The following is a 24,624-nucleotide window of genomic DNA, read 5'->3' as shown; positions in this document are numbered from 1 at the left end:
GGTCCTGGGAGCGGGAGCGGGTGCCGGCGCCGGAGGGGGTGCCGGGGTAGTGCTCTGTGTGGCAATGGGAGAGGGCGTCGCCGTCCGGGGCGTGGTTGACCTGGGAGCCTCCGTGGTGCGCTCGGACTCCGTGGTCCGCTCCGTGGCTTCCTCGGTTGCTTCCGACGCGCTACTGGCTTGGTTGGTGGGCTCATCCTCGGTCAACGAGCCGATGCCACCGAACACGAGGACGGCGGCGATCGCCCAGACCCACCACTTCTTGTAGAGCGGCTTCTTCTGCGGGGGCGGCGCAGGGGGCTGGCCCCACGGCTGCGACGGCGGCTGATAGGGGGTGCTCATGCTGCTCCTGAGATCCGAGACTCGGCCGTGGAGGTGCGACTGAACCACCTCGGCGCGCCAAAGTCGCTACCTAGCCCTCCGCCACGCGGCTCGAGTCGTCTCGGCATACCGACGTCGAGTGCGCCAGTCCGCGATCCGCTGGGCGTGGGTGCGGCGACAGGCGGCGCAGCGGCAGCCGGTCGAGTACGTGCGTTCCTCGCCGTGCCGTGGGGTGTCGCTGGTGGACTCGGGAAGGCTCAGTTCCTCGACTAGCTTCACCTGCTCCGGAGCCGTCAGCGCGCCCCGGATCCCGTCGGACTCCCGGGCAACCAGCGCGTAGTCCAGACAGGCGTCTCGGGCGTCACACACCGAGTACGCATCCCGGACCCAGCGTATTCATGGCGGCCGGCAAGTCGGTCGTGGCTGTGGCAGAACGCCTCGGCGACGAGAACGCGACGCTGGTGCTCACGACCTACGGACACCTGATGCCCGACTCCGAGGACCGCACGCGGCGGGCTGTCGATGAGGCGTGGTGTGCCATCACGGTGCCATCGGAGCAGCCAGCGGCTCGCTGACTGCAGAAAGGGGAGGAGGGGCTAGGAGATGTAGCCGTACTCCCAGTGCCAGGGCTCCGGCTTCTCGCCACCGGGACCGGCCCAGTCCGGCTGGACGAAACCGAACCGGCCGGCGTTGGCGGTCATCCACCGCCACTCCGGGGACCCTCCGCGGTGGATCCCGCCGCACAGGTCCACCGCGAGGGCCCACCCGTGGTTGGAGGTACCGGGCACCGCGGCCAGCGCGGGCTTGCGGGAGAAGGCGTCCACCTGGCTGGCGAGCGACCGGTAGGAGTCGGTGATGCACAGGCCGGTGCCGAACTCGGCCTCGTAGGCCTCGTCCATGGCGGCGTAGCCCGCCGCGGCATCGCAGCGGAGCGCGTGGCGGTACACACCCAGCAGGCACAGCGCCTCGGTGGGGATCTCGCCGTTCTCCCAGCCGCCCCACTGCGGGCTGGTGATGCCGGGCGTCGGGAGCGGCGCACCGCACGGTCCGGTGGGTCCGCCGGCGGGCAGCGGCGCGTTCGGCGTCCCGGTCCCCGGCACCGGCACACGGACGGCGGCGGAGCCGGCGGCGACCGAGCGGACGCCCACCTGGTAGGTGGCCGCCGAGGCGCCCAGGACGTCGCCGTCACCGAGGTAGAGACCGACGTCCTGCCCACCCGGTGAGAAGACGAGGTCCCCGAACTGCAGGCCGTCCAGCGGCACCGCGGTGCCGGTGGCCCACTGCTCCTGCGGGGTGGCCGGCAGGGCGTAGCCGCCGAGCAGCCACGACGCCGCGGTGAAGCCGCCGCAGTCGTAGGTTTCCGGGCCGGTCGCGCCGGCGACGAACGGCTTGCCCAGCTGGGACAGCGCGTTGCTGACCGCAGCGACCGTCTCGGACGGCAGCACGGTGACCGGGCTGTTGCCCATGACCGCCCAGGCCACGCCGGGAACGGGCCGGCCGGAGGAGTCCAGTGCGGGGGAGAACCCGGCGGGCAGGTCGGTGGGGTCGGCGAGCGCCGCGGCGGGGGGCGGCTGGATGCCCGCTCCGCTCAGCTGCGCCAGGTAGCCCTGCCAGCGGGCGACGGCCCGCTGGTTGCGCTCCTGCTGCCGGCCCGCGGCCGGGATCGCGCCGAGAGAGGCCAGCCGGCCGGTGACCTCGGTGCTGAGGTCGTCGACCTGGGCGCGCATCGCCTCGAGGGCGTCGGCCAGCTCGTCCTCAGCAGCAGCCGCGCCGGCCTCGGCCTGGTCGACCCGGGCGGAGGCGTCCTGGAGCGCAGCGACGGTGCGCTCGGCGCGGACCACGGCTCCCTCGAGTGCGCGGTCGGCGCGCTCGGTGACGGAGTGCCGGAGCAGTGCATCGGTGACGCCGGCGGCGTCGAGGGTGGGCACCGGGTACCGGAGGGTGGGCGTCGCGCGGTAGAGGTCGGAGGCGCCGGTACCGACGGCCCGCTGCACGGCCGCGACCTGCTCGCGAGCGGCTTGCTCGGCGGCGCGGGCCTCCTGCAGCTGGTCGCGGCGGTGTGCGGCGGTCTGCTCCAGGGTGCGGTAGCCGTCGGCCGCCTCCAGCAGCGAGCTGCGCGCGGTCATGGCCAGCGCCGTGACGTCGAGCGGCCCGCCCGAGGGCGTGGTGGCCCCGGGCAGCACCACGGTGACCAGCGCAGGGACGAGCAGGGTGCCGAGCGCGACGACGCCCAGGCGGGAGGACCAGCGCGCGCCGGTGCGCTCCTTCGCCGCCGTGGACCTGAGGCGCTTGGCGGTGGGGCGCTTGGCGGTGGGGCGCTTGGCGGTGGAGCGTGTGGCGGTGGGGCGCTTGCCGGTGCTGCGGGCGGACGGCGCGCTCGTCGCGGCCAAGCTCGCGCGGGCGGCAGCGAGCTGCGCGGGCGTGAGGTCGGGCCGGGCTGCGGCGAGCTGCCGCAGGGCCATGGCCTCGCGCAGGGCCTGGGCCTCGCGTGCGCTGAGCACGGGGCGGACGGGCGTGCGTGGTGCGGGCACTGCGGCGTCTCCCGGCGGTCTCGTCGTCTCGATGGCCGGCCCGCTGCGTTTCTGCAGCCGGGCTCTGACCTCGTATCGACGTGCCGGGAGGGGCGCCGGAGAGGGGGGTGAGGCTCTCTCACCCCTCCGGGTGAGGGTGAAGCTCGGGTGGCGCCCAGAAGGATGAGGGCCGGGGGAGCCCGGTCACGGCGCCCACCAGGCACCGTGCCGGTGCACGAGGGGGATGCGCAGCTCGCCGCCGTCCTCGGTGGACACCACCACCTCGACGGTCGTGATGCGGACGGGCGGCCCGTCGCCCTCCGGCTCGAGCATGCTGCCGCTGGCCAGGGGGATCGGCGGCACGACGAGGACGTCGTCGCCGGGCTGCTCGGCCATGGGCGGACCTCCAGGGTGGGCGACTCCTCCGCGGGTGCGGAGCGCCCTCACCGTAGGTGGCGTGGTCCGGAGACGGATCGGGCCGGGCGCGCTCCGCGAGGGGAGCACGCCCGGCCCGGTCGGTCGGGGGAGGAGGGTCAGCGCCGGTCGAGGGGCACGAAGCTCCGCTCGGTCTCCCCGATGTACAGCTGGCGGGGACGGCCGATCTTGGTGCTGGGGTCGGCGATCATCTCGCGCCACTGGGCGATCCACCCGGGCAGCCGGCCGAGGGCGAACAGCACGGTGAACATGCGGGTCGGGAAGCCCATCGCCTGGTAGATCAGCCCGGTGTAGAAGTCGACGTTCGGGTAGAGCTTGCGCTCCACGAAGTAGTCGTCCTTGAGCGCGATCTCCTCGAGCTGGCGGGCCAGGTCCAGCAGCTCGTTGTTGCCGCCCAGCTTGTCCAGGACCGTGTCGGCGGTGGACTTCACGATCGCCGCACGCGGGTCGTAGTTCTTGTAGACCCGGTGCCCGAAGCCCATGAGCTTGACGCCGGGCTCCTTGTTCTTGACCCGCTCGACGAAGCGCGGGATGTCGCCGCCGTCGGCCTTGATCGCCTCGAGCATCTCCAGCACCGACTGGTTGGCCCCGCCGTGCAGGGGGCCGAACAGCGCGTTGATGCCGGCCGAGACGGAGGCGAAGAGGTTCGCGTGCGAGGAGCCGACCAGGCGGACGGTCGACGTCGAGCAGTTCTGCTCGTGGTCGGCGTGCAGCACGAAGAGCTGGTCGAGCGCGTTGACCAGGTCGGGGTCCATGTCGTACGGCTCGGCCGGGAAGCCGAACGTCATGCGCAGGAAGTTCTCGACCAGGCCGCACGAGTTGTCCGGGTAGAGGAACGGCTGGCCGACCGACTTCTTGTAGGCGTAGGCCGCGATGGTCGGCAGCTTGGCCAGCAGGCGCAGCGTGGAGATCTCCACCTGCTCCTCGTCGAAGGGGTCCAGGCTGTCCTGGTAGAAGGTCGACAGCGCGCTGACCGCCGAGGAGAGCACCGGCATCGGGTGCGCGTCCCGTGGGAAGCCGTTGAAGAACTGCTTGAGGTCTTCGTGCAGCAGGGTGTGCCGCCGGATGCGCTGGTCGAACTCGCCCAGCTGGTCGGCGGTCGGCAGCTCCCCGTAAATCAGCAGGTAGCTGACCTCGAGGAAGCTGGCCTTGCCCGCCAGCTGGTCGATCGGGTAGCCGCGGTAGCGCAGGATCCCGGCGTCACCGTCGATGTAGGTGATCGCCGAGGTGCACGCGGCGGTGTTCACGAAGCCGATGTCCAGCGCGACCGTGCCGGTCGTGGCCAGCAGCTTGCTCGTGTCGATGCCGTCGGCGCCCTCGGTCCCGTGCTTGACGGGAAGGGGCAGTTCTCCACCGGGGTAGCGCAGGGCTACATCTGTCTCGCTCATCGCCCTCGACGCTAGCCCCTCCAGCGGCCTCATGCGGCCTGATCCTCCGAATCGCCACCGGTGCGGCCGTCATGGCGTCGCCGCCGTGACACCTCCGACCGCAGGGGCAGCGGTCAGCCGGCCACCGCTACCGGCTCCTGCGCGGAGGCGGGCACGTCGCCCCACATCGGCGAGTCGATCATGTGCCCGAGTCCTACCAGTGCCTCGTCGGTGAAGGCGAGCTCACCGTTCAGGGAGAGCGGGGCGTGCGCTGCCTGACTCTCCAGGCAGATGTCTCCGCAGTCCTCCGTCGTCCGGCCGACTCCGGCGATCAGCTCGGTGAGCCGGGTGACGCTGGCGGTGCCGAGCGCGTCGTCGGCCGCGACGAACGGCATGCTCACCCGCAGCCGCGGCTGGGCGGCGGCCAGTGCGAGCAGCCGGGCCGTCCACGCCGGGTGGTCGGCCCATCCCGCCGCCACCCGCACCTGGAGGGACGACTCGCGCCCGCGGAGGAGGGCCGCGTTGAGGTCACCCTCCAGGGCGCTGTCGTAGAGGTCGCCCAGCGGCGCAACCACGGCTCGCGGATCGACGCTCGCCTGGCTGGCGGTGAACGTGCGGAGCAGCAGGAGCGCGTACCGCTCGTCGATCGGGGACTCGCCGAGGTCGCCGACGTCCGCGGCCCGGGCCGATCGGGCCCGGGCGTAGAGGGCCTCCAGCTGGATGCGCCACCCAGGGTTGTCGTGCAGGGCGCGGACCGACACCGCAGCCTCCTCCCCGTCGCGGCGGCGGAGATCTGCGTCGGCGGCGAGCCGGCTCACGGTCAGCGCCAGCCGGCTCGGGGTCGGGGCGGCCGGTCGCCCGGCCAGGCCGGGCGACCAACGCTGGAAGAGGTGGGCCGGGTCGTCGTCGGCGGCGTCGGCCAGGCCGACCACGGGCAGGCCGCGCAGGGCTGCCTCGAGCGCGGTGGTGCCGGCGTACGTCGGATAGGACTCGAGGTAGACGTCGGCGAGGGCGAAGTACGGGGAGGGGTCGGGAACCCGGCCCACCGAGTGGACCCGCCCCGGGTACTTCCGGGCCAGGCGCTCCCAGGCCGGGTTCGGCTGGACACCGACCAGCACCATGGTCAGCCGGGACGAGAAGTGCAGCACCTTGTCGACGAGGTCGTGCAGGCCGCGGCCCGCGGTCGAGGTCACCTTCCAGTCGTCGCTGACGGTCAGCGCCACGACGGCGTCGGGGCGGATACCCAGGCGACGCCGCAGGTCCTCGCTGCCGGCGCTCCCCATCTCATCCACGGGCATGGGCAGGACGGCGATTCGCTCGGCCGGGACGCGGCGGAGGTCGACGTCCAGGGAGCGCACCGCCGGGCGGAGCTCGCACAACACGTCGGCGGCCGCGACACCGAGCCAGTAGGTCAGGTCGGCGTGCTGCTCGTAGATCACCGGCGGGCGGGGACCGGGCAGGTTCGCGGCCGCGAGCGCGACGACGTCGTAGGCATGGACGTGCAGGACGACGACGTCGGCGCGATCCATGTGCTCGCGCAGCGCGCGGGCCCGGTCGAGGAGCCCCTGTCCGGCTCCGCGCAGGTCGTGCAGGGCGCCACCCGATGTGCGGGCGGCGTCGATGAGGAGGCCGGGCACCGGGACGCTCTGGTTGGTGAGGACGACATCGGCGGTGCGCTCGTCGCGGCCGATCCACCGCGCCGCCAGCCGGGTGTGCCCGCCGATGCCGTGCGCCTCGGATAGGACGTGCAGGACGCGACCGTTCCGCCGGTCACCGTCCACGGTGACCGCACCGGTGCCCCGGACGGCGGAGACGACGATGCGCTCCAGCCGCAGGTCGCTGAGCAGACCGACCGGCAGCCACAGCGCGTAGTTGCCGGCCAGCATCGCCGTTCGGAGGACCTTCTCCACGTCGCCCACGGCGGCGTAGCGCTGGGCCATCCACACCAGGAGTTCATAGTGCTGCCGGTTCTGGGCGAGGACGTCCGACTGGTCTGCCTGGGAACGGGGCACTGCTGGAGCCTCCAGCGCTCGGGGCGGGGCTGATCCCCGTCCTCGACATCTGGAATCGGCAGTCCCCCGAGGCGCAGTGACCACGGCAGCCGCAGCGCCGGTCGCGCGGTCCCCGGGCGGCGCGTCCGGCGCGCGTAGTGTCGCCGCGGTCGCCGTCGGTGGAGCACTTCTCGGCGGTCAGCACGGGGTGCGGGCCCGGCCCTCCGCCGCCGCGCCCCCGTCCGTCAGGAGCCGCATGACCGCGCAATCCCCGCCCGTCGTCGCCCTGGGTGAGCCGACTCTCGGCGAACCTGAGCTCCGGGCGGTCGCCGAGGTGTTCCGGTCCGGGTGGGTGGCGGGCAACGGGCCCACCGGCATGCGCTTCGCCACCGAGTTCGCGCGGGTCGTGAGCAGGGCCCACGCGCTGCCGGTGAGCAACTGCACCGCCGCCCTCCACCTGGCGGTCGCCGCCCTCGGCGCGGGCCCGGGCGACGAGGTGATCGTCGCCGACTACACCTTCCCCGCGACCGGTCACGCCGTGGTCTTCACCGGCGCGACGCCGGTCTTCGCCGACGTCCGTGCGGACACCGCGAACGTCGACCCGGCCGCGGTGGAGGCCGCCGTCACCGAGCGGACCGTCGGGATCATCGCCGTCGACGCGCTGGGCCAGTGCGCGGACTACGCCGAACTGCAGTCGATCGCCGAGGCACGCGGCCTGTGGCTGGTCGAGGACGCCGCCTGCTCCGCCGGTGCCACCTACCGGGGCCGCCCGGCCGGCAGCTTCGGGGACGTCGCCTGCTTCTCCTTCCACGGCCGCAAGGGCATCACCGCCGGTGAGGGCGGGGCGCTGGCGACCGACCGCGACGACATCGCCGCGCAGGCGCGCAAGACCCACGCCTTCGGTATCGAGAGCGCGCTCACCCGGGCGGGATCCGTCGACCTGCAGATCCCCGAGTTCACCGAGATCGGCTACAACTACAAGCTCTCGGACGTGGCGGCCGCGATCATGCTCGCCCAGCTCGAGCGGCTGCCCGACCTGATCGCCTCGCGGCAGGCCGTGGCCGTCGCCTACGGCGAGCTGATGAGCGACCTCGATCTGCTCACGCTGCCGGTCGCGGCTCCCGACCGCACCCATGCCTGGCAGAGCTACGTGGTGACCCTCGACCCGTCGGTCAGCCGCGGCGCGGTCGCCCAGGAACTGCGGGGGCGCGGCGTCCAGTGCAACTTCGGGACCTACGCCTCCCACCTCCAGCCGGTCTACCGGTCGACCACCCCCTGCCCGGTGTCCGCGGACCTGTTCCGGCGCCACCTGGCGATCCCCATGCACGCCAACCTCGGCGAGGCAGAGATCGAGCGCGTCGCCACCACCCTGCGCGCCGCCGTCCTGGCGTCCCGCTGAGCCGTCCGCACCGAGGAGAGGCCCCATCCATGCCGTCCACCGTCCTGGTCACCGGAGGTGCTGGCTTCATCGGCTCCCACCTCGTCCCGCAGCTGCTCGATCGCGGCGACACCGTGCGCATCCTCGACAACATGTCTCGAGGGGATCGCGGCCGCATCGCGGAGTGGTCGGGCACGGGGCGGCTCGAGTTGGTCGAACAGGACGTCCGCTACGGCGGCGCGGTGCACCAGGCGATGGCCGGCTGCGACGAGGTCGTTCATCTGGCCGCCGTCTCGATCAACAAGAGCGAGGCCGACCCGTACGAGAGCGTCGACATCAACATCGTCGGCAGCAACAACGTCTTCAAGGCGGCCGCGGACCACGGCGTGCGGCGGGTGGTCTTCGCCTCCAGCGCCTCGGTCTACGGCGAACCCGACACGCTGCCCATGTCCGAGGACGGGCCGCTCAGCCCGCTCACGCCGTACTGCATCGCCAAGCACACCGGCGAGCAGTTGCTCGCCTACTACGCCCGCCGGTCCTCGCTGACCTGGTTCGCCCTGCGCTTCTTCAACGTCTACGGCCCCGGCCAGAAGCCCACCGCCTACTACACCTCGGTCATCAACCACTTCGTGCAGCGGCTGCGGAACGGAGAGCCGCCGGTGATCGACGGCGAGGGCGCGCAGTCCATGGACTTCGTCCACGTGCACGACATCGCCCGGGCGATCGTCCTGGCCCTCGACGCCGAGGGCGCCCGCGCCAACCTGCCGGTCAACATCGGCACCGGGATCGACACCACGGTGGCCGAGCTCGCCCGCACCCTCATCGAGGCGGTCGGCGTCGACGTGGAGCCCCGGTTCCGGCCGCGCGACGTCCTGGTCTCGCGGCGGGCCGCGGACATCTCCCGCGCGCTGGACGTGCTCGGCTGGAAGCCGACGATCGACGTGCGCACCGGCATGCAGGACCTCGTCGACCACGAGATCGGCTGACGGTGGACCGCCCGACGGTCCCGGACGACGCGGCCGCCCTGCCGGCGAACCCGTACAACCCGCACGCCTGGATCACCGGGGATCCGGAGATCGGCACCGGGACGTGGATCGGCGCGTTCACCGTCGTCGACGGATCGGGCGGGCTGACCATCGGCCGCGGGTGCGACATCTCCTCCGGCGCGCAGATCTACACCCACTCGTCGGCGCGGAGGTGCGTCTCCGCCCAGGCGCATCCCGATGTCGAACGGGCCCCCGTCCGCATCGGGGACCACGTGTTCGTCGGCGCCGGGGCGGTCATCACGATGGGCGTGACGGTCGGGGAGCACAGCGTCGTGGCCGCCGGCGCCGTCGTGACCCGGGACGTGGCGCCGTTCACCGTCGTGGCCGGGGTACCCGCCCGGCCGACGGCACGGGTGGTTCTCGAGGGTGACCGCGTGCTCTTCACCCCGCTCCCGGGCGGCTAGGGGCACCGTCCCGGGAGCGGCTGGTCACGCCGGTCGGCCGCCCGCAGCGTCGAAGGCCCGGGCGACGACGCGGTGGGACGGCAGGATCCCCGCCCGCTCGGCGTCGTGGTCGGCGGAACCCTCCAACAGGTCCACGAAGTGCGACAGCTGAGCGGCGAGCGGTTCCCCCATCGTGGCCATCATCGGCATCTCGATGACCGTCTGCTGGCGGTAGCCGAGGCCGTCGTCGGTGGCGGCCTCGTTGTCCACGTGCCGGTAGATGGTGACGGCCTGACGGAGCAGGTCCACCTCGATGGCCCGGTCGATCTCCGTGATCGTCACGTGGCGGATCTTGCGCTGGCCGATGCGCGAAGCCGACAGCGAGGCGAGCTGCCCGTCCGGGAACGTGAGCTGGACCTCGGCGAGGTCCTCCGCGCCGGGCGTCGAGCGGGGATGGAAGTAGCCGAACTGGGCCTCCACCGAGCGGGGCGGTGCCCCCATCAGCCGGAGGGCGATGTCGACGTCGTGCACGAGCAGGTCCCAGGCCACCCCCGTCGGGATGCGCGGGGCGTACGGCGAGTGCCGCTGGGTGGAGACGTGGACCGGGTCGCGGGTGAGGCCGGTGGCGGTCACGACGGCACTGTTGAACCGCTCGAGCAGCCCGCACATGAGCGGCACGTCGGCGGCAGCGGCGGCGGCCACGATCTCCTCGCTGTCGGTCAGGCTGTCGGCGATCGGCTTCTCGACCAGCAGGGGGAGCCCCGCGGCGAGGAGATCGAGCGCGATCGCGTGGTGGGCGCTCGTCGCGGCGGCCACGATCACGGCGTCCACGCGGGCAAGCCCGGAGAGGTCCGGCGCCCACCGGGCGCCGAAGCGCTCCGCCACGGCACGGCCGGTCGGCTCGTCCGGGTCCACGACCGCCGCCAGCTCGGCCCGCGCGGAGCCGCGGATCACCCGGGCATGCAGCGCGCCCATCGCGCCGGCGCCGACGACGGCGATCGCGGGTCCGGGCACGGTCATGCCTCCAGCGCGGCGCGGAACCGCTCGATGACCGTGTGCACCTCGTCGTCGGTGAGGTGGTGATGCACCGGCAGGGACAGGCACCGACGCGCGACCGATTCGGCGACGGGGACGTCGGCGACCACTACGCGCGGGTCCTCCCGGTAGCAGTCGTGGTCGAACACCGTGCGCGGGTAGTAGATGCCGCTCCCGACACCCGAGGCGGCGAGCCCGGCGACGAGGCCGTCGCGGTCGGTGCCCGGGGGCAGCAGCACCGTGTACTGGTGCCACACGTGGGTCCGGCCGGGGAGCTCGCGCGGGAGGCGGAGGCCGGGGAGATCGGCCAGCCCGGCGGTGAGTCGCGCTGCGTTGCGTCGTCGCCGGTCGGCGATGTCGGCGATGCGGGCCACCTGCGGCAGCCCGACGGCGGCGTGCAGGTCGGTCATCCGGTAGTTGTGGCCCGCCATCTCGTACTGGTAGCGCGCCCGCATGCCCTGGTTGCGCAGTACCCGGAGCCGGTCGGCGACGGCGGCGTCCGCGGTGGTGATCATGCCGCCCTCGCCGGTGGTGATGTTCTTGGTCGCGTAGAAGGAGAAGCACCCGATGCCGAAGGCGCCGGCGCCCCGCCCCGCGTAGGCGGCGCCGTGTGCCTGGGCGGCGTCCTCGACCACATGCAGACCGCGGTCCCTGGCCAGCGCCGTGAGCGGCCCCATGTCCGCGGTCTGCCCGTACAGGTGCACCGGCATGAGCACCGCCGTCCGGTCGCCCACCACCGCCTCCACCGCGGCGGGATCGACGGCGAAGTCGTCCTCGCGGATGTCGGCGAACCGGGCGGTCGCACCGGCTTCGAGGATGGCGTTCAGGGTGGCCGCGAACGTGAACGGTGAGGTGATCACCTCGTCCCCCGGGCGCAGGTCCAGCACCTGCAGCGCCGCCACCAGGGCCGTCGTCCCGTTGTTGACCGCGACGGCGTGCGGCACCCCGACGACCTCGGCGAACTCCCGTTCGAACCGTTCGACCATCGGCCCCTGGGCGAGGGACCCGGACCGGAGGACGTCGAGGACGAGGGGCTCGGCGTCACGGACGTCGACCTTGCTGATGGGGATCACAGATGCGTGTTGACCTTGCCGGTGGGGATCACGGGAGGGCAGCGGCCCACCCGTACCGTAACCGGGAGTTCACGCACGGGCCCGCCACCCGGACCGGTGCGTGCCGAACGGCGTCAGGTGAGTCCGCCCACCGACCGGAGGACCGAGCATGGGGAACCGGGTGCATCCGACGGCCATCGTCGGGGAGGGCGTGGAGCTGGGCACCGACAACGTCATCGGCCCGTACGCCGTGATCACCGGCCCCTGCCGCATCGGCGACCGCAACTGGATCGGTGCGCACGCGGTCATCGGCGCCGCGCCGGAGATCCATGGCCACGACCACGGCCTGCCCTGGGGTGGGGGGACCGACGACGTGGGCGTCGAGATCGGGGACGACTCCGTCGTCCGCGAGTTCGTCACCGTGCACCGCGGCACCCGCCGGCGCACCGGGATCGGCGATCGCTGCTTCGTCATGAACAAGGCGCACTTCGGCCACGACGCCGTGATCGAGGACGACGTCACGCTCGCCGTCGGCGTCATCCTCGGCGGGCACGTCGAGGTGGGGGCGGGAGCCAACCTGGGGCTGGCCGCGGTGCTGCACCAGCGGCGGGTCGTGGGTCCGGGGGCGATGGTCGGCATGTCTGCGGTGGTGACCCGCGACATCCCGCCCTACGCGAAGGCCTTCGGTGCTCCGGCACGGGTGCGGGGGGTCAACGAGGTCGGCATGCGACGGCGCGGGATCGACGCCGCAGTCATCGCCGCGGTGGCCGAGCAGTACGCGTCAGGAGGCGATGCCGGGGCGTGGACGCCGCCGGCAGCCCTGCGGGCCCCGTGGGAGTGGTGGCTGGAGCGCACGAGCGCCGGTTGAGCCGCCGCGCCGGACCCGCGGTGGCGGGCCCAGCGCACGCAGGGCTCAGGGGTGGGTCATGGAGAGGACGTCGAGGGCCTCGTCGAGCTGCTGCTCGGTGAGCTTGCCCTGCTCGACGTAGCCGCGCTCGAGCACCACCTGGCGGATGGTCTTCTGCTCCTTGAGCGACTGCTTGGCCACGACCGCGGCCTCCTCGTAGCCGATGTACTTGTTCAGCGGCGTGACGATCGACGGCGAGGACTCGGCGTACTCCCGGCACTGCTCGACGTCGGCCACGATGCCGTCGACGCAGCGATCGGCCAGCAGCCGGCTGACGTTGGCCAGCAGGCGGATCGACTCGAGCACGTTGCGGGCCATGAGCGGCAGGGTCACGTTGAGCTCGAAGACGCCGGTGGTGCCCGCGTAGGTGACCGCGGCGTCGTTGCCGATGACCTGGGCGCCCACCTGGATGACTGCCTCGGGGATCACCGGGTTCACCTTGCCGGGCATGATCGAGCTGCCGGGCTGGAGGTCGGGCAGCTGGATCTCGCCGAGGCCGGTGCGCGGGCCCGAGCCCATCCACCGCAGGTCGTTCGCGATCTTGATGAAGCCGACCGCGATGGTCTTGAGCTGGCCAGAGGCCTCCACGAGCGAGTCCCGGGAGCTCTGCGCCTCGAAGTGGTCGCGTGCCTCGGTCAGCGGCAGCTCCATGTCGTCGGCCAGCCGCTCGATGATGGCCGCCGCGAAGCCGGGCGGGGTGTTGATCCCGGTGCCGACGGCGGTGCCGCCCAGCGGCAGCTCGCCGATGCGGGGAAGCGAGGCGTGCAGCCGCTCGATGCCGTACCGCACCGCCGCGGCGTAGCCGCCGAACTCCTGGCCGAGGGTCACCGGCGTGGCGTCCATGAGGTGGGTGCGGCCGCTCTTCACCACGGTCGCGAACTCGTCGGCCTTGCGGGACAGCGAGGCCTCGAGGTGCATGAGGGCGGGCACGAGGGTGCGCACGATCGCGCGGGTGGCGGCGATGTGGATCGCCGACGGGAAGACGTCGTTGGACGACTGCGAGGCGTTGACGTGGTCGTTCGGGTGCACCGGGCGGCCGAGCGCTTCGCTGGCCAGCGTGGCGATGACCTCGTTGGTGTTCATGTTGCTGGAGGTCCCGGAACCGGTCTGGAAGACGTCGATGGGGAAGTGGTCGTCCCAGTCCCCGCGGGCGACGGTCTGCGCCGCATCGTGGACCGCGGTCGCGATCTCCCGGTCCAGGACGCCGAGGTCGGCGTTGACCGTGGCGGCCGCGCCCTTGATCGCGGCCAGGGCGCCGATGAGCTCGCGCTCGATCGGGGTGCCGGAGATCGGGAAGTTCTCGACGGCCCGCTGGGTCTGCGCCCGCCACTTCGCCCATGCGGGGACGCGGACCTCCCCCATGGAGTCGTGCTCGATGCGGTAGTCGGTGCCGTCCTGCTGGGTGGCCACGCTGAACTCCTGAGATGTCTGGATGGTGAGGGCTCCGGCAGCGACCCTAGATCCCGGGCGGGCTGCCGGGTCGCCGGAGGGGGACGACCTAGCATCGCCGACGGCAGGCTGTGCCCCCGAGCGAGGAGTTCCGATGTCGCAACCGCCGTACCTGCCCCCGGGCGGTTCCGACGCGGGGGAGGGCAGTTCTGCGGCTCCGCAGCACGACCATGCCGGGCAGCCGTATCCGGGCGCACAGCCGTATCCGGGAGCACAGCCGTATCCGGGAGCACAGCCGTATCCGGGAGCACAGCCGTATCCGGGAGCGCAGCCCTACCCGAGCGCCGGTGACCCACCTGTGGGTGGGCAGGACGGCTACGAGGGCCCGCCCCGCTACGGCCAGCCGCACCCCGGCCAGCCGCCCTACAACCAGTGGCCGCACGCCCAGCCGCCGTACGGCCAGCCGTACGGGCAGGCGCCGTACGGGCAGGAGCGGCCCGGCGCGACGGTTCCGCCCTGGGGCCAGGGCTCGACGTCCACGGCGGGAAAGGGCAGCAAGGCGGCGGTCGTGGTCGCGATCGTCGGAGCGCTCGCGATCGTCGGGCTGGCGGTCGCGCTGTTCGTCGGGCTCGGCTCCGACGACGGCGGCGAGTCCGGGATCCCTGCAGCGACCTCCGAGCCCGAGGGGCTGGGGGACGACCCCGAGCTCGACGACTACGCGGAGGAGTGCCACGGGGGCGACATGGAGGCCTGCGACGACCTCTACCGGGAATCCCCGGAGTATTCGGCCTACGAGCTCTACGGCGGCACGTGCGCCGGCCGGCAGTCGAACTCCGACGCCCAGGAGGTCTACTGCGTGGAGGCCTTCCCGCCGGCCAGCTGACCGGCTCCCCGCTGCGGCCCGGCTCCGATACCGTCGCAGCCGTGCCCGACGAGCTCCCTGCCGGTCGAGGTCCCGGCGATGCCGAGGTGGCGGGCGTGCGGGCGTCCGACCAGGACCGCGAGACCCTGGTCGCCAGACTGCAGCAGGCGCTGGCCGAGGGGCGACTGGACCTCGACGAGTTCGGCCAGCGCGCCGGTGCCGCCTACGCCGCGGTCACCACCGCCGAGCTCGCCGCGCTGGTGGCCGACCTGCCGGCGGAGGCGCCGGTCGAGATCGTCGGCACCCGGGCGCCGGAGGAGCAGACCAGCGTCTTCGGCGACATCACGCTCGCCGGGCCCACGGTTCCGCGGCGCGCCTCCACGGTCTCCGGCGACGTGCGGATGGACCTGCGCGGCCTGCGCACCGTCCCCCGCAAGCGGGAGGTGCTCCCAGCCGACCGGCTCGACCTCTACCTGAGCACGGTCTTCGGCGACGTGGACGTGGTCGTCGCCGAGGGCGTGGACGCGCAGATCCAGGGACGCACGATCTTCGGCGACCGCAAGGTGGACCTGGCGCCGGTGCCGCGGGTGGCCGGCACGCCGCGCGTCGTCGTCCACGCCCGCACCGTGTTCGGCGCCCTCGAGCTGCGCAGCCTCGCACCGGGGGAGTCGGCCAGCCGCTGGCGGCAGGTCATGGACCGCCTCGCGAGGCGGGGCGAACGGAACTGACGTGCGGGGTGGCCCTGTCGCGCCGAGTGAGTGGGGCCCGGAGGGTCCCGGGCAGGCGGGACGAAGCGGCTCCACCCACCCGGGGACGGCTCCTGGCCGCGGTTCGATCCGGAGGATCGCGTCAGGAATCGAAGGGGACGGCCGCGTAGGCGCGCAGCTTCTCCAGCGAGTGCAGGCTCTCGATCGAGCGGATCGTGCCCGACTTGGAGCGCATCACCAGCGACTGCGTGGTGCAGCCTCCCGAGCGGTACTGGACGCCGCGGAGCAGCTCGCCGTCGGTGATGCCGGTGGCGACGAAGAAGACGTCGCCGCGCACCAGGTCGTCGATGTGCAGCACGCGGTCGAGGTCGTGGCCGGCGTCGATCGCCTTCTGCCGCTCGTCGTCGTCCTTGGGCCACAGCCGGCCCTGGAACGAGCCACCCATGCACTTGAGCGCGCAGGCCGCGATGATGCCCTCCGGCGTGCCGCCGATGCCCAGGATCAGGTCCACGCCGGTGCCCTCGCGAGCGGCGGCGATCGCGCTGGCCACGTCGCCGTCGGTGATGAACTTGATCCGGGCACCCGCCTCGCGGACCTCCTGGACCAGCTGCGCGTGGCGGGGCCGGTCGAGGATGCAGACGGTGACGCCGCCGACCGAGCTCTTCTTCGCCTTCGCGACCCGACGGATGTTCTCGGCGACCGGCACGGTGATGTCGACGACGTCGGCCGCGGCCGGCCCGGTGGCCAGCTTCTCCATGTAGAACACCGCCGAGGGGTCGTACATGGCACCGCGGTCGGCGACGGCCATGACGGCGATCGCGTTCGGCATCCCCTTGGCCATCAGCGTGGTGCCGTCGATCGGGTCGACCGCGACGTCGCACTCGGGCCCGTGACCGTCGCCCACCTGCTCGCCGTTGTAGAGCATCGGGGCCTCGTCCTTCTCGCCCTCGCCGATCACGACGACGCCCCGCATGCTCACGGTGCCGATGAGGGCCCGCATCGCGTCCACCGCGGCGCCGTCACCACCGTTCTTGTCGCCGCGCCCGACCCAGCGGCCGGCGGCCATCGCCGCCGCCTCGGTCACCCGCACCAGCTCCAGTGCGAGGTTGCGGTCGGGAGCGGGACGGTCGGCGAGGAAGCCGCGGCCGCTCGAGGAGACGGGGCCTTCGGGAACGGGCAGCGACACGGGACCTCCTGGAGAGGGACCCGGTCCCGTCCACCCTTCGCAAACGCAGGGCGGGACCCGGGACGGGGCCATGGCGGCAGGGCGGGGGAGCTCTCCTGCGATCCTAAGTGCATGACCGAAGCCGGCCCGACGAGCCCGCGACCCGCCGACCGCCCGGAGGCCCCGGCGCCGCCGTCGCCGGCCGTGGAGCGGGCCGACCGGATGAGCGCGGCGAACATGGTCCGGTCACTGCTCCCGCTGGTGGTCATCTGCCTGCTGCTCGTCGGATGGCAGGCGTTCCGCGCCAGCAACGAGGAGACGGTGCGCACGGTCGACCCCACGAGCACCGTGCGGCTGGCCGCCGAGCGGGCCGACTACGCGGTGGTGGCGCCGGCCGGGCTCCCGGAGGACTACCGCCCGACCAGTGCCCGCACGAACGCCGGCTTCGCCGACGAGGGGGCCCCGGTCACCCTCGAGGTCGGCTACCTGACGCCGTCGGAGGAGTTCGCCGGGTTCACCGTCAGCGACGACGTCCGCGCCGAGCCGGTGCAGTCGGTGCTCGACGGGGCGACGGACGACGGCACGGTCGACGTGGCCGGGGAGCCGTGGACCCGGCTCACCACCGAGCGCGGCGAGACGGCGCTGACCCGTCGGGACGGCGACGTCGTCCTCGTCGTCAGCGGGTCGGCGCCGGAGGACGAGCTGCGCGCCGTGGCCGCCGCGGTGACGCCGGCGGAGGACTGACGGAGCGGTTGTTGCGGTCCCGTGTCGGGTGTCGGACGAGTCGTCGACTCGCGGCTGGTCGGGGGGCGGCGGAGGTGCCGGCCGTCGCACGATGACTTCCCTCCCGGCGCCACCGCGGCAGCCGGCCGGACGAGGAGCCGACATGCTCGACGACGTCTGCGCGAACGCGAACCACGTGGCACCCGCGACCGGAGGGGCGTGCCCGTGCGGGCTGGTCACCCGCGTCCCGGCGACCCGCCCGGTTGCGGAGGAGAACCCGTCGGTGCGCGACCTCGTGGCCCGGTGCCTGGTCGAGCGTGGCGGCCTGGCGGACCTGCCGGACCTCCGGCGGCGGGCCGACCGGGTTCTCGGCGCGCTGGCCGAGGCGGGCCTGCTCGTGGCTCCGGTGGCGGGGCCGACGGCCGGGCGTCGGCCGGCCTGAGCTCAGCCGTCCGCGTCGTCGGGAGCGGCGGCCGCCAGCCGCTCCCGGGCGCGGTCCAGCCAGTGCTGGCAGAGCTTCGCCAGCTCCTCGCCGCGCTCCCACAGGGCCAGCGACTCCTCCAGCGTCAGCCCACCGGCCTCCAGCCGGCGGACGACGTCGGCCAGCTCCTCGCGGGCCTGCTCGTAGGTGGTCGTCGGCTCGTCGGTCTGCCCGGTGCTGCTCACGGTGTTCTCAGTTCGCTGCCGCGGAACGCTCCGCTCCTCGCTCGTTCCTCGCTGCGATGCTCACGATCCTGTCCGCTCACGGTTCCCCATCCTCGCGGTCGACCACGACGGCCAGCCGGCCCCCGCTCACCCGGACGCGCAGGCGCTCGCCGTCGCCCACCTCGGCGGGGTCGCGGACCAGTGCGCCGTCGGCCCGCTGCACCACCGCGTAGCCGCGCTCCAGCGTCGCCGCCGGGGACAGCGCCGTCACCCGGGCGCGGGCGTGCTCCAGGTCGCGTTCGGCGCCCTCGACCCGGTGCACCACGGTGCGGCGGGAGCGGGTGCGCAGCTGGGCGAAGTCGTCGGCCCGGCCGTGCAGCAGCCGGTCGGGGCTGGCCAGCACCGGGCGGGTGCGGACCGACTCCAGCCAGCGCTCCTGCTGCTCGAGCCGGGCGGTCACGAGGTGCCGCGCGCGGTTCCGGAGCCCCTCGACCAGGCGCCGCTGCTCCCCGATCTCCGGCACGATCCGGTGGGCTGCGTCGGTCGGGGTGGCGGCGCGGACGTCGGCGACGTGGTCGACCAGCGTGGTGTCGGTCTCGTGGCCGACGGCGGTCACCACCGGCGTGCGGCAGGCGGCGATCGCCCGCACGAGTCCCTCGTCGGAGAAGGGCAGCAGGTCCTCGACCGAGCCTCCGCCGCGGGCGACGACGATCACCTCGACGGTGGCGTCGGCATCGAGCCGGCGCAGCCCGTCGATGACGTTGGCCGCCGCCTGCGGGCCCTGCACGGCGCAGTTGTGCATGGCGAAGCGGACGGCCGGCCAGCGGCGGCGGGCGGTGACCAGGACGTCCCGCTCCGCGGCGCTGTCCCGTCCGGTGATGACGCCGACGACGGCGGGTGCGAACGGCAGCGGACGCTTGCGCACGGCGTCGAACAACCCCTCGGCGGCCAGCAGTTGACGGATGCGCTCGATCCGGGCGAGCAGCTCGCCGAGCCCGACGGCGCGGATCTCGGTGGCCCGCAGCGAGAAGGAGCCGCGGGCGACGTAGTAGTCGGGACGGGCGCGGACGATCACCCGCGACCCCTCGGTGAGCTCGAGGCCGGGGCGATCGGCGATGTCGCGGTGGCAGGTCACCGGCACGGAGAGGTCGGCGACCGGGTCGCGCAGGGTCAGGAACACCGTGGCCGCGTTGCCGCGCCGCGACAGCTGCGCGACCTGGCCCTCGACCCACACCTCGCCGAGCCGGCCTATCCAGTCGGCGACCTTGCGCGCGACCGTCCGGACCGGCCACGGCGCCTCGGGCGAGGAGGGTGCACTCACGCGCCCGCCTCGCTGGCGCTCGGCGGCAGCGTTCGCGGCACTGCTCTGCCCACTGCTGAGCTCGCAAGCTCGCTCATGTCCCGAGGGTGTCAGACGGGGCCGACAGCCCGGACCGGCCGGGGTTCAGGCGCCGCGGGGAGCCAGCGGGCTGGACTCGACCGCCTGCTCCTCGAGCTTCTCCAGCCGGTTGCGCAGCATCCGCAGGTAGGGCTCCCGCGCCTGCGTGGACTCCTCGTAGGTCACCAGATCGGCCACCGTGGAGAGGGTGTAGCCGCGCAGCCGGCCGCGCAGCTGGGCGATGGAGAAGGTGTCGTACCCGTCGATCGGCGCCTCGGCCGGCCCACCGGCGTCCTGGCCGCCGGCGGCCGTCCCGGACGACTCGGCGCCGGGCTCCACGGCCACGCCCGCGGCGATGGCGGCGTCCTCCGACCCGGTGCCGGCCTCGCCGGCGTCGGCGAGCAGCCCGGCGTTCGCGGCGACGGGCCCGTCACCACGGGCGACCTCGGTGCCGTCGTCCGCGGCGTCGGTGTAGTCGGCCGTCACAGGGGTGGCGATGCCCTCGTCGGTGACGGTGGCCTCGACGGTGGTGACGTCGCTGCCGTCGGGGGTGAGCACGTCCACGGAGGTGGGGACGGCGTCGGCGTCCGCCGCGCCGGCGACCGGCAGCTCGATCGCGGAGGAGTCGCCGGACGCGTCGAGCGCGGTCTCCAGGGCGTCGGCGTCACCGGTGGCGACCGGGGCGGTCTCCTCCAGCGTGGGGGCCGCCTCGATCGCCTCGTCGATGGCCAGCTCGTCGAGGATCTCCTCGGTGGCCGGCGCCTCCTCGACGGACTCTTCGACGGTGGCCTGCGCACCCACCCGGTCGGGGACCTCGTCGGGGACGACGTCGGCACGGTCGAACGCCGAGCCGCGGAAGCCCTGGGCGGGCGCGGCGTCGCCGTCGTCGTCGAAGGTGGCCAGGCCCGGCTCGGCCTCGCCGCGGATCCCGGTGAACAGCTCGTCCCCGCGGGCGACCAGCCCCGCGTACTGCTGCTGCACCTTCATCGCGTGCTGCATGGCCATGCCGATGACACGGACGGGCAGCCCGGGGAGGGTCTCGGGCAGCTTGCGGGCTTCGTCGACGACGGTCGCAGCCAGGCCGGCAGCGGCGCGGACAACCTCAGGGATCTCACGGGCCATGGGCACACCTTGCCCCAGGAAACGCGGACCGACACCCCCACCCGGGTGCCGCTGTACGCCGAGAGGGTGTTCCTGACCACGTTCGACGCACCCGGCAGGCGGCCCGGTCCACGTACGCTGGGTGCATGGCAGATCAGCGCGGACGTGTCCTGCTGGCCGATCCCCGGGGCTACTGCGCCGGCGTGGACCGGGCGGTGGTGGCGGTCGAGCGTGCCCTGGAGATCCACGGCGCCCCCGTCTACGTGCGCAAGCAGATCGTCCACAACAAGCACGTCGTGGCCACCCTCGAGCGGCGGGGGGCGATCTTCGTCGACGAGACGACCGAGGTGCCCGAGGGCTCCGTCGTCGTCTTCAGCGCCCACGGCGTCTCCCCGGCCGTGCACCAGGAGGCGGCCGACCGGCAGCTGCGGACGATCGACGCGACCTGCCCCCTGGTGACCAAGGTGCACCAGGAGGCCAAGCGGTTCGCGCGGGACGACTACGACATCCTGCTGATCGGCCACCGCGGTCACGAGGAGGTCGAGGGCACCGCCGGTGAGGCGCCGGCCCACATCCAGCTCGTCGACGGCGCCGACGACGTCGCCAACGTGCAGGTGCGCGACCCGGAGAAGGTGGTGTGGCTTTCCCAGACCACCCTCTCGGTGGACGAGACGCTGGCGACGGTCGACCAGCTGAAGAACCGCTTCCCCGGTCTGCAGTCCCCGCCCAGCGACGACATCTGCTACGCGACGCAGAACCGCCAGCAGGCGGTGAAGCAGATGGCCGCCGAGTGCGACCTCGTGCTCGTCGTCGGCTCGACGAACTCCTCGAATTCGGTGCGGCTGGTCGAGGTGGCCCTGGAGGCCGGCTCCCGAGCCTCCTACCTGGTCGACTTCGCCTCGGAGATCGACGAGTCGTGGCTCGACGGCGTGGGCACCGTGGGTGTGACCAGCGGCGCCTCGGTGCCGGAGATCCTCGTGAGCGAGGTGCTCGACTGGCTGGCCGCGCGCGGCTTCGCCGACGTGGAGACCGTGAAGGCGGCCGAGGAGCGGCTGGTCTTCGCACTGCCGCACGAGCTGCGGCCCCGGCGCGCCGCCACGACCGACTGACATCGCCGGCCCGCACGCGCGGGCAGGCGCGCGACGAGAACGCGCCCCGTCCCGGCAGTGCCGGAGCGGGGCGCGTGTCGTCCGTGCGGGCAGGGAACCCGCGGGAGGTCAGCGGCGGGCGATCAGCCGGCCGACGGCGAGCACGACGGCCAGGCCGGTCGCCATGGCCATCGTCGGGAACCCGCGGATGAGCAGGGTGGCGACCGTCGGGAGGGTGAAGCTGGCCGACGGCGCCAGGGCGATGTTGAACGCCGCGACCGCGACGAAGACCAGCGGGGGCGCGACCACGACGGAGAACAGGTCGCGCCGGCGGACCGTGAGCACGGCGACGGCGGTGGAGGCGAGCAGGGCGGCGAGCGTGATGACGCCCAGACCGATGCCGACGAAGGAGTCGATGGCAGCGCCGGCGAGGGTCACCAGGAAGATGCCGAGCACGGCGACGGCGCCGCGGAAGCGGCCGCCCCCGGTGACGGGCCGGGCCTCTGCGCGCCCTCGTGCCGACGGCCGGGCCTCGGCCTGACGTCCGGCCGCCGGGCGGGCCACGGGCGGGCGGGGATCGGCGGCCCCGTGATCGATGGGGCGGCTCGGCCGGAGCGACTCCCGGCGCGGCGGGACCTGACGGCCGTGGTCCAGGTCGGACCGCAGCCGGTCGGCGGGGCGGACGCGGGGCGGGACCGGCGGACGGCCGGGGCGGGCGCTGCGGTCGGGGTTCATGGCTCGTTCCTCACGGGGCATGCGTGACCCGGGGAACGACCGGTCGGGGGAGCTCCCGCCCTGCCGCCATGCGTCGGCCGTTCTCGCCGTGGCCATGGCGCACCTCCGTTCCACCGCGGTCGGGCCCGGACGGCCGTCCCTCGATGGTCACGGTAGCGAGTGAGAATGCAACAGCGGCGGAAGCGGGCCCGAGTCGCCGCCCCGCGGTGTCGACGTGGCGACGTGGGGGATTGGTGGGGCGAGCGGGGCGGCCTGGCTGCCTGGAAGGCCGCCGGGGGCCGGCCGCGACGGGCGGTCAGCCGTGCGTCCCGTCCCTTCCTCGGTCGTCCTGGCCCTCGTCGCCGTAGCGGCGTCCGGCGTCGAACCGGTCCTCGCCGTCGAGCACGACGGCGTCCGTGTCGCCCGTCGGCTCCGGCGGCCGCAGGCTGCGCACGGTCGCCTCCACCGGCGCGGGCGTGGGCACCGGCTGCTCGGCGATGCCGAGGTCGTCGAAGCGGCGGGCGGCGGTGAGCACCGACCGCTCGTAGGAGCCGACCGTCTCGTTGAACCGGGTCATCGTGGTGCCCAGCGCCGAACCGAGCCGGGTGAGGTGACCCGACAGCGTGGACAGCCGTGCGTGCAGCCGGCGGCCCACCTCGAGCACCTGGTCGGCGTCGCGGGCCAGCCGTTCCTGTCGCCAGGAGTAGGCCACGGTGCGCAACAGCGCCAGCAGCGTGCTCGGCGTGGCCAGGACGACGTCGCGGGAGAAGCCGTACTCCAGCAGGCCGGGCTCGGCCTCGAGGGCGGTGATCAGGAAGCCGTCGGAGGGGACGAACAGCACGGTGAAGGGTGCCGCCGGCCGGAAGGCGGTGGGGTAGCGCCGGGCGGCGAGCGCGTCCACGTGGGTGCGCAGCTGCCGGGCGTGCATCGCCACCCGCTGGTCGCGGACCGCCTGGTCGGTCGCCTGCACGGCCTCGATGTAGCCGGTGAAGGGCACCTTGGCGTCGACCACGACCTGGCGACCGTCGGCGAGGGTGACGACGAGGTCGGGGCGCACGCCGGCGCCCTCGTCGTTGGTGCCCGAGGGCTGCTCGACGAAGTCGCAGTGCTCGAGCAGGCCGGCCAGCTCGACCACGCGGCGGAGCTGCACCTCGCCCCACCGGCCGCGGACGTGCGGCGTGCGCAGCGCCGTGACCAGCGCGGCCGTCTCCTGGTGCAGCTGGGCCGAGGTCTGGCCGACGGTGCCCATCTGCTCGCGGAGCTCCCCGTGGGCGGTGGCGCGGGCACGCTCGATGCCGGCGAGCAACCGGTGGAGGTGGTCGAGCGACTCGTGCACCGGCTCCAGGCCGGTGTCGGTGGGGCGGCGGCGGGCGAGCAGCGCGACCACGCCGAGGGTGGCGGCGGTGGCGAGCAGCGCCCCGAGGAGGAGCCCGAGCAACAGGGAAGCGGCGTCCATGGAGCGGAGGGTGCCGGAGGGGTCCGACGATTCCCAGGAGGTCAGGCCGGGGCGTGCAGGAGGTCGGAGGCCACGGTCATCGTCGTCTCCGGGAATCGCTCGACCACCGCCTCGGCCATGAGCCGCCTGCCCTCGTCCTCGGCGTGGTCGCAGCGCTCGCGGGTCGCGGCATCCGGCCACAGCGCGTAGGCGATCCACGTGCCGTCGTCGGCCCGGTGCAGCCGGGAGCCGTGGCTGCCGCAGCTCCGATGGATGGCACGGGTGACCAGCTCCCACCCCTGCCGGAAGGCGTCCTCGCGGTCGGGATCGATCCGCCAGCGGTAGAGCACGGCGAACACGGGTGCCCCTCTCGTCGGCCGGCCGGGTTCCTCAGCCTGCCAGCTCGGGCCGCACGGCGGTGTGGGCAGCCTCGTGGTCGAGGAGCTGGCGCTTGACCGGCGTCCCCCAGCGGAAGCCGCCCAGCCCGCCGCTGGCGCCGAGCACCCGGTGGCAGGGCACGAACAGTGCCGCGGCGTTCCGGGCGCAGGCGTTGGCCGCCGCCCGCACCGCCGTGGGGCGACCGCACCGGGCGGCGAAGGAGGCGTAGGTGTCCGGCGCGCCCGGCGGCACGGTGCGCAGCACGTCCCACGCGTCCTCGAGGAAGGGGCCGGAGCGCTGCTGGACGGGGATGTCGTCGATGGCGGTCACGTCGCCCTCGAAGAAGGCCGTCACCGCGTCGAGGACGGGGAGGTCCCCGGCGTGCTCGACCCACGTCGGGCGCAGGGAGCGGTGCACCACGGACAGCAGGTCGGCGACGTCGTCGGTCCAGCCGCTGGCCAGCACCACGTCACGGCCGTCGGGTCCGGAGGTCACCACGACGGTGAACGGGCCGGGCGGGGTGCCGACGGTGGCGTAGCGGGCGGGAGGAGGGGTCATGATGCGCTCCGTTCCGGAGAGGCCGGCGCGGCGGCCGGCAGGGGTGTAGTCGGGAGGGG

25 protein-coding genes and 1 pseudogene are annotated in these 24,624 nt (G+C 73.7%); 10 read left to right on the top strand and 16 right to left on the bottom strand.

Annotated elements, in window-relative coordinates; all coding sequences use genetic code 11:
* Positions 1–339, bottom strand: a pseudogene (locus tag RM425_RS21110) (hypothetical protein); the annotation flags it as partial.
* A 377-nt stretch (positions 340–716) separates the two neighbouring features.
* Between RM425_RS21110 and RM425_RS21105 the strand changes: the two are divergent.
* Positions 717–893, top strand: a complete 177-nt coding sequence (locus RM425_RS21105; RefSeq protein ID WP_311347205.1) for a hypothetical protein — start codon at positions 717–719, stop codon at positions 891–893.
* A 21-nt stretch (positions 894–914) separates the two neighbouring features.
* Here the strand turns inward: RM425_RS21105 and RM425_RS21100 are convergent, their stop codons facing one another.
* From RM425_RS21100 to RM425_RS21085, 4 genes are all read right to left on the bottom strand, one after another.
* Positions 915–2,849 carry an NlpC/P60 family protein gene (locus tag RM425_RS21100; RefSeq protein ID WP_311347204.1) on the bottom strand — a complete coding sequence of 645 codons (1,935 nt, stop codon included), beginning with the start codon at positions 2,847–2,849 and terminating at the stop codon, positions 915–917.
* A 183-nt stretch (positions 2,850–3,032) separates the two neighbouring features.
* Positions 3,033–3,224, bottom strand: a complete 192-nt coding sequence (locus tag RM425_RS21095; protein WP_311347203.1) for a hypothetical protein — start codon at positions 3,222–3,224, stop codon at positions 3,033–3,035.
* A gap of 137 nt (positions 3,225–3,361) precedes the next feature.
* Positions 3,362–4,651 carry a citrate synthase gene (locus tag RM425_RS21090; protein ID WP_311347202.1) on the bottom strand — a complete coding sequence of 430 codons (1,290 nt, stop codon included), beginning with the start codon at positions 4,649–4,651 and terminating at the stop codon, positions 3,362–3,364.
* A 113-nt stretch (positions 4,652–4,764) separates the two neighbouring features.
* Positions 4,765–6,642 carry a glycosyltransferase gene (locus tag RM425_RS21085; RefSeq protein WP_311347201.1) on the bottom strand — a complete coding sequence of 626 codons (1,878 nt, stop codon included), beginning with the start codon at positions 6,640–6,642 and terminating at the stop codon, positions 4,765–4,767.
* Positions 6,643–6,877: 235 nt separating this feature from the next.
* Between RM425_RS21085 and RM425_RS21080 the strand changes: the two genes are divergently transcribed.
* Genes RM425_RS21080 through RM425_RS21070 form a run of 3 tightly spaced genes read left to right on the top strand, consistent with a single transcriptional unit; the run spans position 6,878 to position 9,449 of the window.
* Complete coding sequence (locus tag RM425_RS21080; protein WP_311347200.1) at positions 6,878–8,020, top strand: DegT/DnrJ/EryC1/StrS family aminotransferase; 1,143 nt, start codon at positions 6,878–6,880, stop codon at positions 8,018–8,020.
* Between the two features lie 29 nt (positions 8,021–8,049).
* The gene (locus tag RM425_RS21075) at positions 8,050–8,985 is read left to right on the top strand and encodes an NAD-dependent epimerase/dehydratase family protein (protein WP_311347199.1); all 936 of its coding nucleotides are present in this window, start codon (positions 8,050–8,052) and stop codon (positions 8,983–8,985) included.
* Positions 8,986–8,987: 2 nt separating this feature from the next.
* Positions 8,988–9,449, top strand: coding sequence for an acyltransferase (locus tag RM425_RS21070; protein WP_311347198.1), 462 nt, complete (start codon positions 8,988–8,990; stop codon positions 9,447–9,449).
* A 24-nt stretch (positions 9,450–9,473) separates the two neighbouring features.
* On the opposite strand, the gene RM425_RS21065 is transcribed toward RM425_RS21070, so the two are convergent.
* Both RM425_RS21065 and RM425_RS21060 read right to left on the bottom strand, forming a co-directional pair.
* Positions 9,474–10,448: a Gfo/Idh/MocA family protein gene (locus RM425_RS21065; protein ID WP_311347197.1), complete on the bottom strand. Its 975-nt coding sequence runs from the start codon at positions 10,446–10,448 to the stop codon at positions 9,474–9,476.
* Positions 10,445–11,536, bottom strand: coding sequence for a DegT/DnrJ/EryC1/StrS family aminotransferase (locus RM425_RS21060; protein ID WP_311347196.1), 1,092 nt, complete (start codon positions 11,534–11,536; stop codon positions 10,445–10,447). The genes RM425_RS21065 and RM425_RS21060 overlap by 4 nt, the downstream gene beginning before the upstream one ends.
* A 148-nt stretch (positions 11,537–11,684) precedes the next feature.
* On the opposite strand from RM425_RS21060, the gene RM425_RS21055 reads away from it, so the two are divergent.
* Positions 11,685–12,383 (top strand): UDP-N-acetylglucosamine acyltransferase, encoded by a 699-nt coding sequence (locus RM425_RS21055; RefSeq protein ID WP_311347195.1) that lies wholly within the window; start codon positions 11,685–11,687, stop codon positions 12,381–12,383.
* Positions 12,384–12,428: 45 nt separating this feature from the next.
* On the opposite strand, the gene RM425_RS21050 is transcribed toward RM425_RS21055, so the two are convergent.
* On the bottom strand, positions 12,429–13,832 hold the full coding sequence (locus RM425_RS21050) for a class II fumarate hydratase (protein WP_311347194.1): 1,404 nt from the start codon (positions 13,830–13,832) through the stop codon (positions 12,429–12,431).
* A 337-nt stretch (positions 13,833–14,169) separates the two neighbouring features.
* On the opposite strand from RM425_RS21050, the gene RM425_RS21045 reads away from it, so the two are divergent.
* Positions 14,170–14,694: a hypothetical protein gene (locus tag RM425_RS21045; RefSeq protein ID WP_311347193.1), complete on the top strand. Its 525-nt coding sequence runs from the start codon at positions 14,170–14,172 to the stop codon at positions 14,692–14,694.
* 41 nt (positions 14,695–14,735) lie between these two features.
* A complete protein-coding gene (locus RM425_RS21040) occupies positions 14,736–15,401 on the top strand; it encodes a DUF1707 domain-containing protein (RefSeq protein ID WP_311347192.1) in 666 nt (221 codons plus the stop codon).
* Between the two features lie 121 nt (positions 15,402–15,522).
* Here the strand turns inward: RM425_RS21040 and glpX are convergent, their stop codons facing one another.
* A complete protein-coding gene (gene glpX / locus RM425_RS21035; RefSeq protein ID WP_311347191.1) occupies positions 15,523–16,566 on the bottom strand; it encodes a class II fructose-bisphosphatase in 1,044 nt (347 codons plus the stop codon).
* 111 nt (positions 16,567–16,677) lie between these two features.
* Here glpX and RM425_RS21030 point away from each other — a divergent pair, with 111 nt between their 5' ends.
* Positions 16,678–17,289, top strand: a complete 612-nt coding sequence (locus tag RM425_RS21030; protein ID WP_311347190.1) for a DUF4245 domain-containing protein — start codon at positions 16,678–16,680, stop codon at positions 17,287–17,289.
* Between the two features lie 142 nt (positions 17,290–17,431).
* Positions 17,432–17,710 carry a hypothetical protein gene (locus RM425_RS21025; RefSeq protein WP_311347189.1) on the top strand — a complete coding sequence of 93 codons (279 nt, stop codon included), beginning with the start codon at positions 17,432–17,434 and terminating at the stop codon, positions 17,708–17,710.
* Between the two features lie 2 nt (positions 17,711–17,712).
* Here RM425_RS21025 and RM425_RS21020 read toward each other — a convergent pair whose 3' ends face one another.
* The 3 genes from RM425_RS21020 to RM425_RS21010 all read right to left on the bottom strand — a co-directional run bounded on the left by RM425_RS21020 (position 17,713) and on the right by RM425_RS21010 (position 20,413).
* Positions 17,713–17,934 (bottom strand): exodeoxyribonuclease VII small subunit, encoded by a 222-nt coding sequence (locus RM425_RS21020; protein WP_311347188.1) that lies wholly within the window; start codon positions 17,932–17,934, stop codon positions 17,713–17,715.
* A gap of 76 nt (positions 17,935–18,010) precedes the next feature.
* Positions 18,011–19,234 carry an exodeoxyribonuclease VII large subunit gene (gene xseA, locus RM425_RS21015; RefSeq protein WP_311347187.1) on the bottom strand — a complete coding sequence of 408 codons (1,224 nt, stop codon included), beginning with the start codon at positions 19,232–19,234 and terminating at the stop codon, positions 18,011–18,013.
* A 123-nt stretch (positions 19,235–19,357) separates the two neighbouring features.
* Complete coding sequence (locus RM425_RS21010; protein WP_311347186.1) at positions 19,358–20,413, bottom strand: hypothetical protein; 1,056 nt, start codon at positions 20,411–20,413, stop codon at positions 19,358–19,360.
* Positions 20,414–20,538: 125 nt separating this feature from the next.
* On the opposite strand from RM425_RS21010, the gene RM425_RS21005 reads away from it, so the two are divergent.
* The gene (locus RM425_RS21005) at positions 20,539–21,501 is read left to right on the top strand and encodes a 4-hydroxy-3-methylbut-2-enyl diphosphate reductase (RefSeq protein WP_311347185.1); all 963 of its coding nucleotides are present in this window, start codon (positions 20,539–20,541) and stop codon (positions 21,499–21,501) included.
* A 108-nt stretch (positions 21,502–21,609) separates the two neighbouring features.
* Here the strand turns inward: RM425_RS21005 and RM425_RS21000 are convergent, their stop codons facing one another.
* From RM425_RS21000 to RM425_RS20985, 4 genes are all read right to left on the bottom strand, one after another.
* Positions 21,610–22,215, bottom strand: a complete 606-nt coding sequence (locus RM425_RS21000; protein ID WP_311347184.1) for a DUF6542 domain-containing protein — start codon at positions 22,213–22,215, stop codon at positions 21,610–21,612.
* A 295-nt stretch (positions 22,216–22,510) separates the two neighbouring features.
* On the bottom strand, positions 22,511–23,650 hold the full coding sequence (locus RM425_RS20995) for a DNA recombination protein RmuC (RefSeq protein WP_311347183.1): 1,140 nt from the start codon (positions 23,648–23,650) through the stop codon (positions 22,511–22,513).
* 41 nt (positions 23,651–23,691) lie between these two features.
* Complete coding sequence (locus RM425_RS20990; RefSeq protein ID WP_311347182.1) at positions 23,692–23,988, bottom strand: antibiotic biosynthesis monooxygenase; 297 nt, start codon at positions 23,986–23,988, stop codon at positions 23,692–23,694.
* A gap of 31 nt (positions 23,989–24,019) precedes the next feature.
* On the bottom strand, positions 24,020–24,624 hold a 605-nt coding region (locus RM425_RS20985), incomplete at its 5' end, for a methylated-DNA--[protein]-cysteine S-methyltransferase (protein ID WP_311347181.1).

Origin of the sequence: Blastococcus goldschmidtiae (assembly GCF_031845325.1) — a bacterium.
Lineage (GTDB): Bacteria > Actinomycetota > Actinomycetes > Mycobacteriales > Geodermatophilaceae > Blastococcus > Blastococcus goldschmidtiae.
The sequence above is the reverse complement of the archived record's forward strand: the minus strand, read 5'-3'. Positions and strand labels throughout refer to the sequence as shown.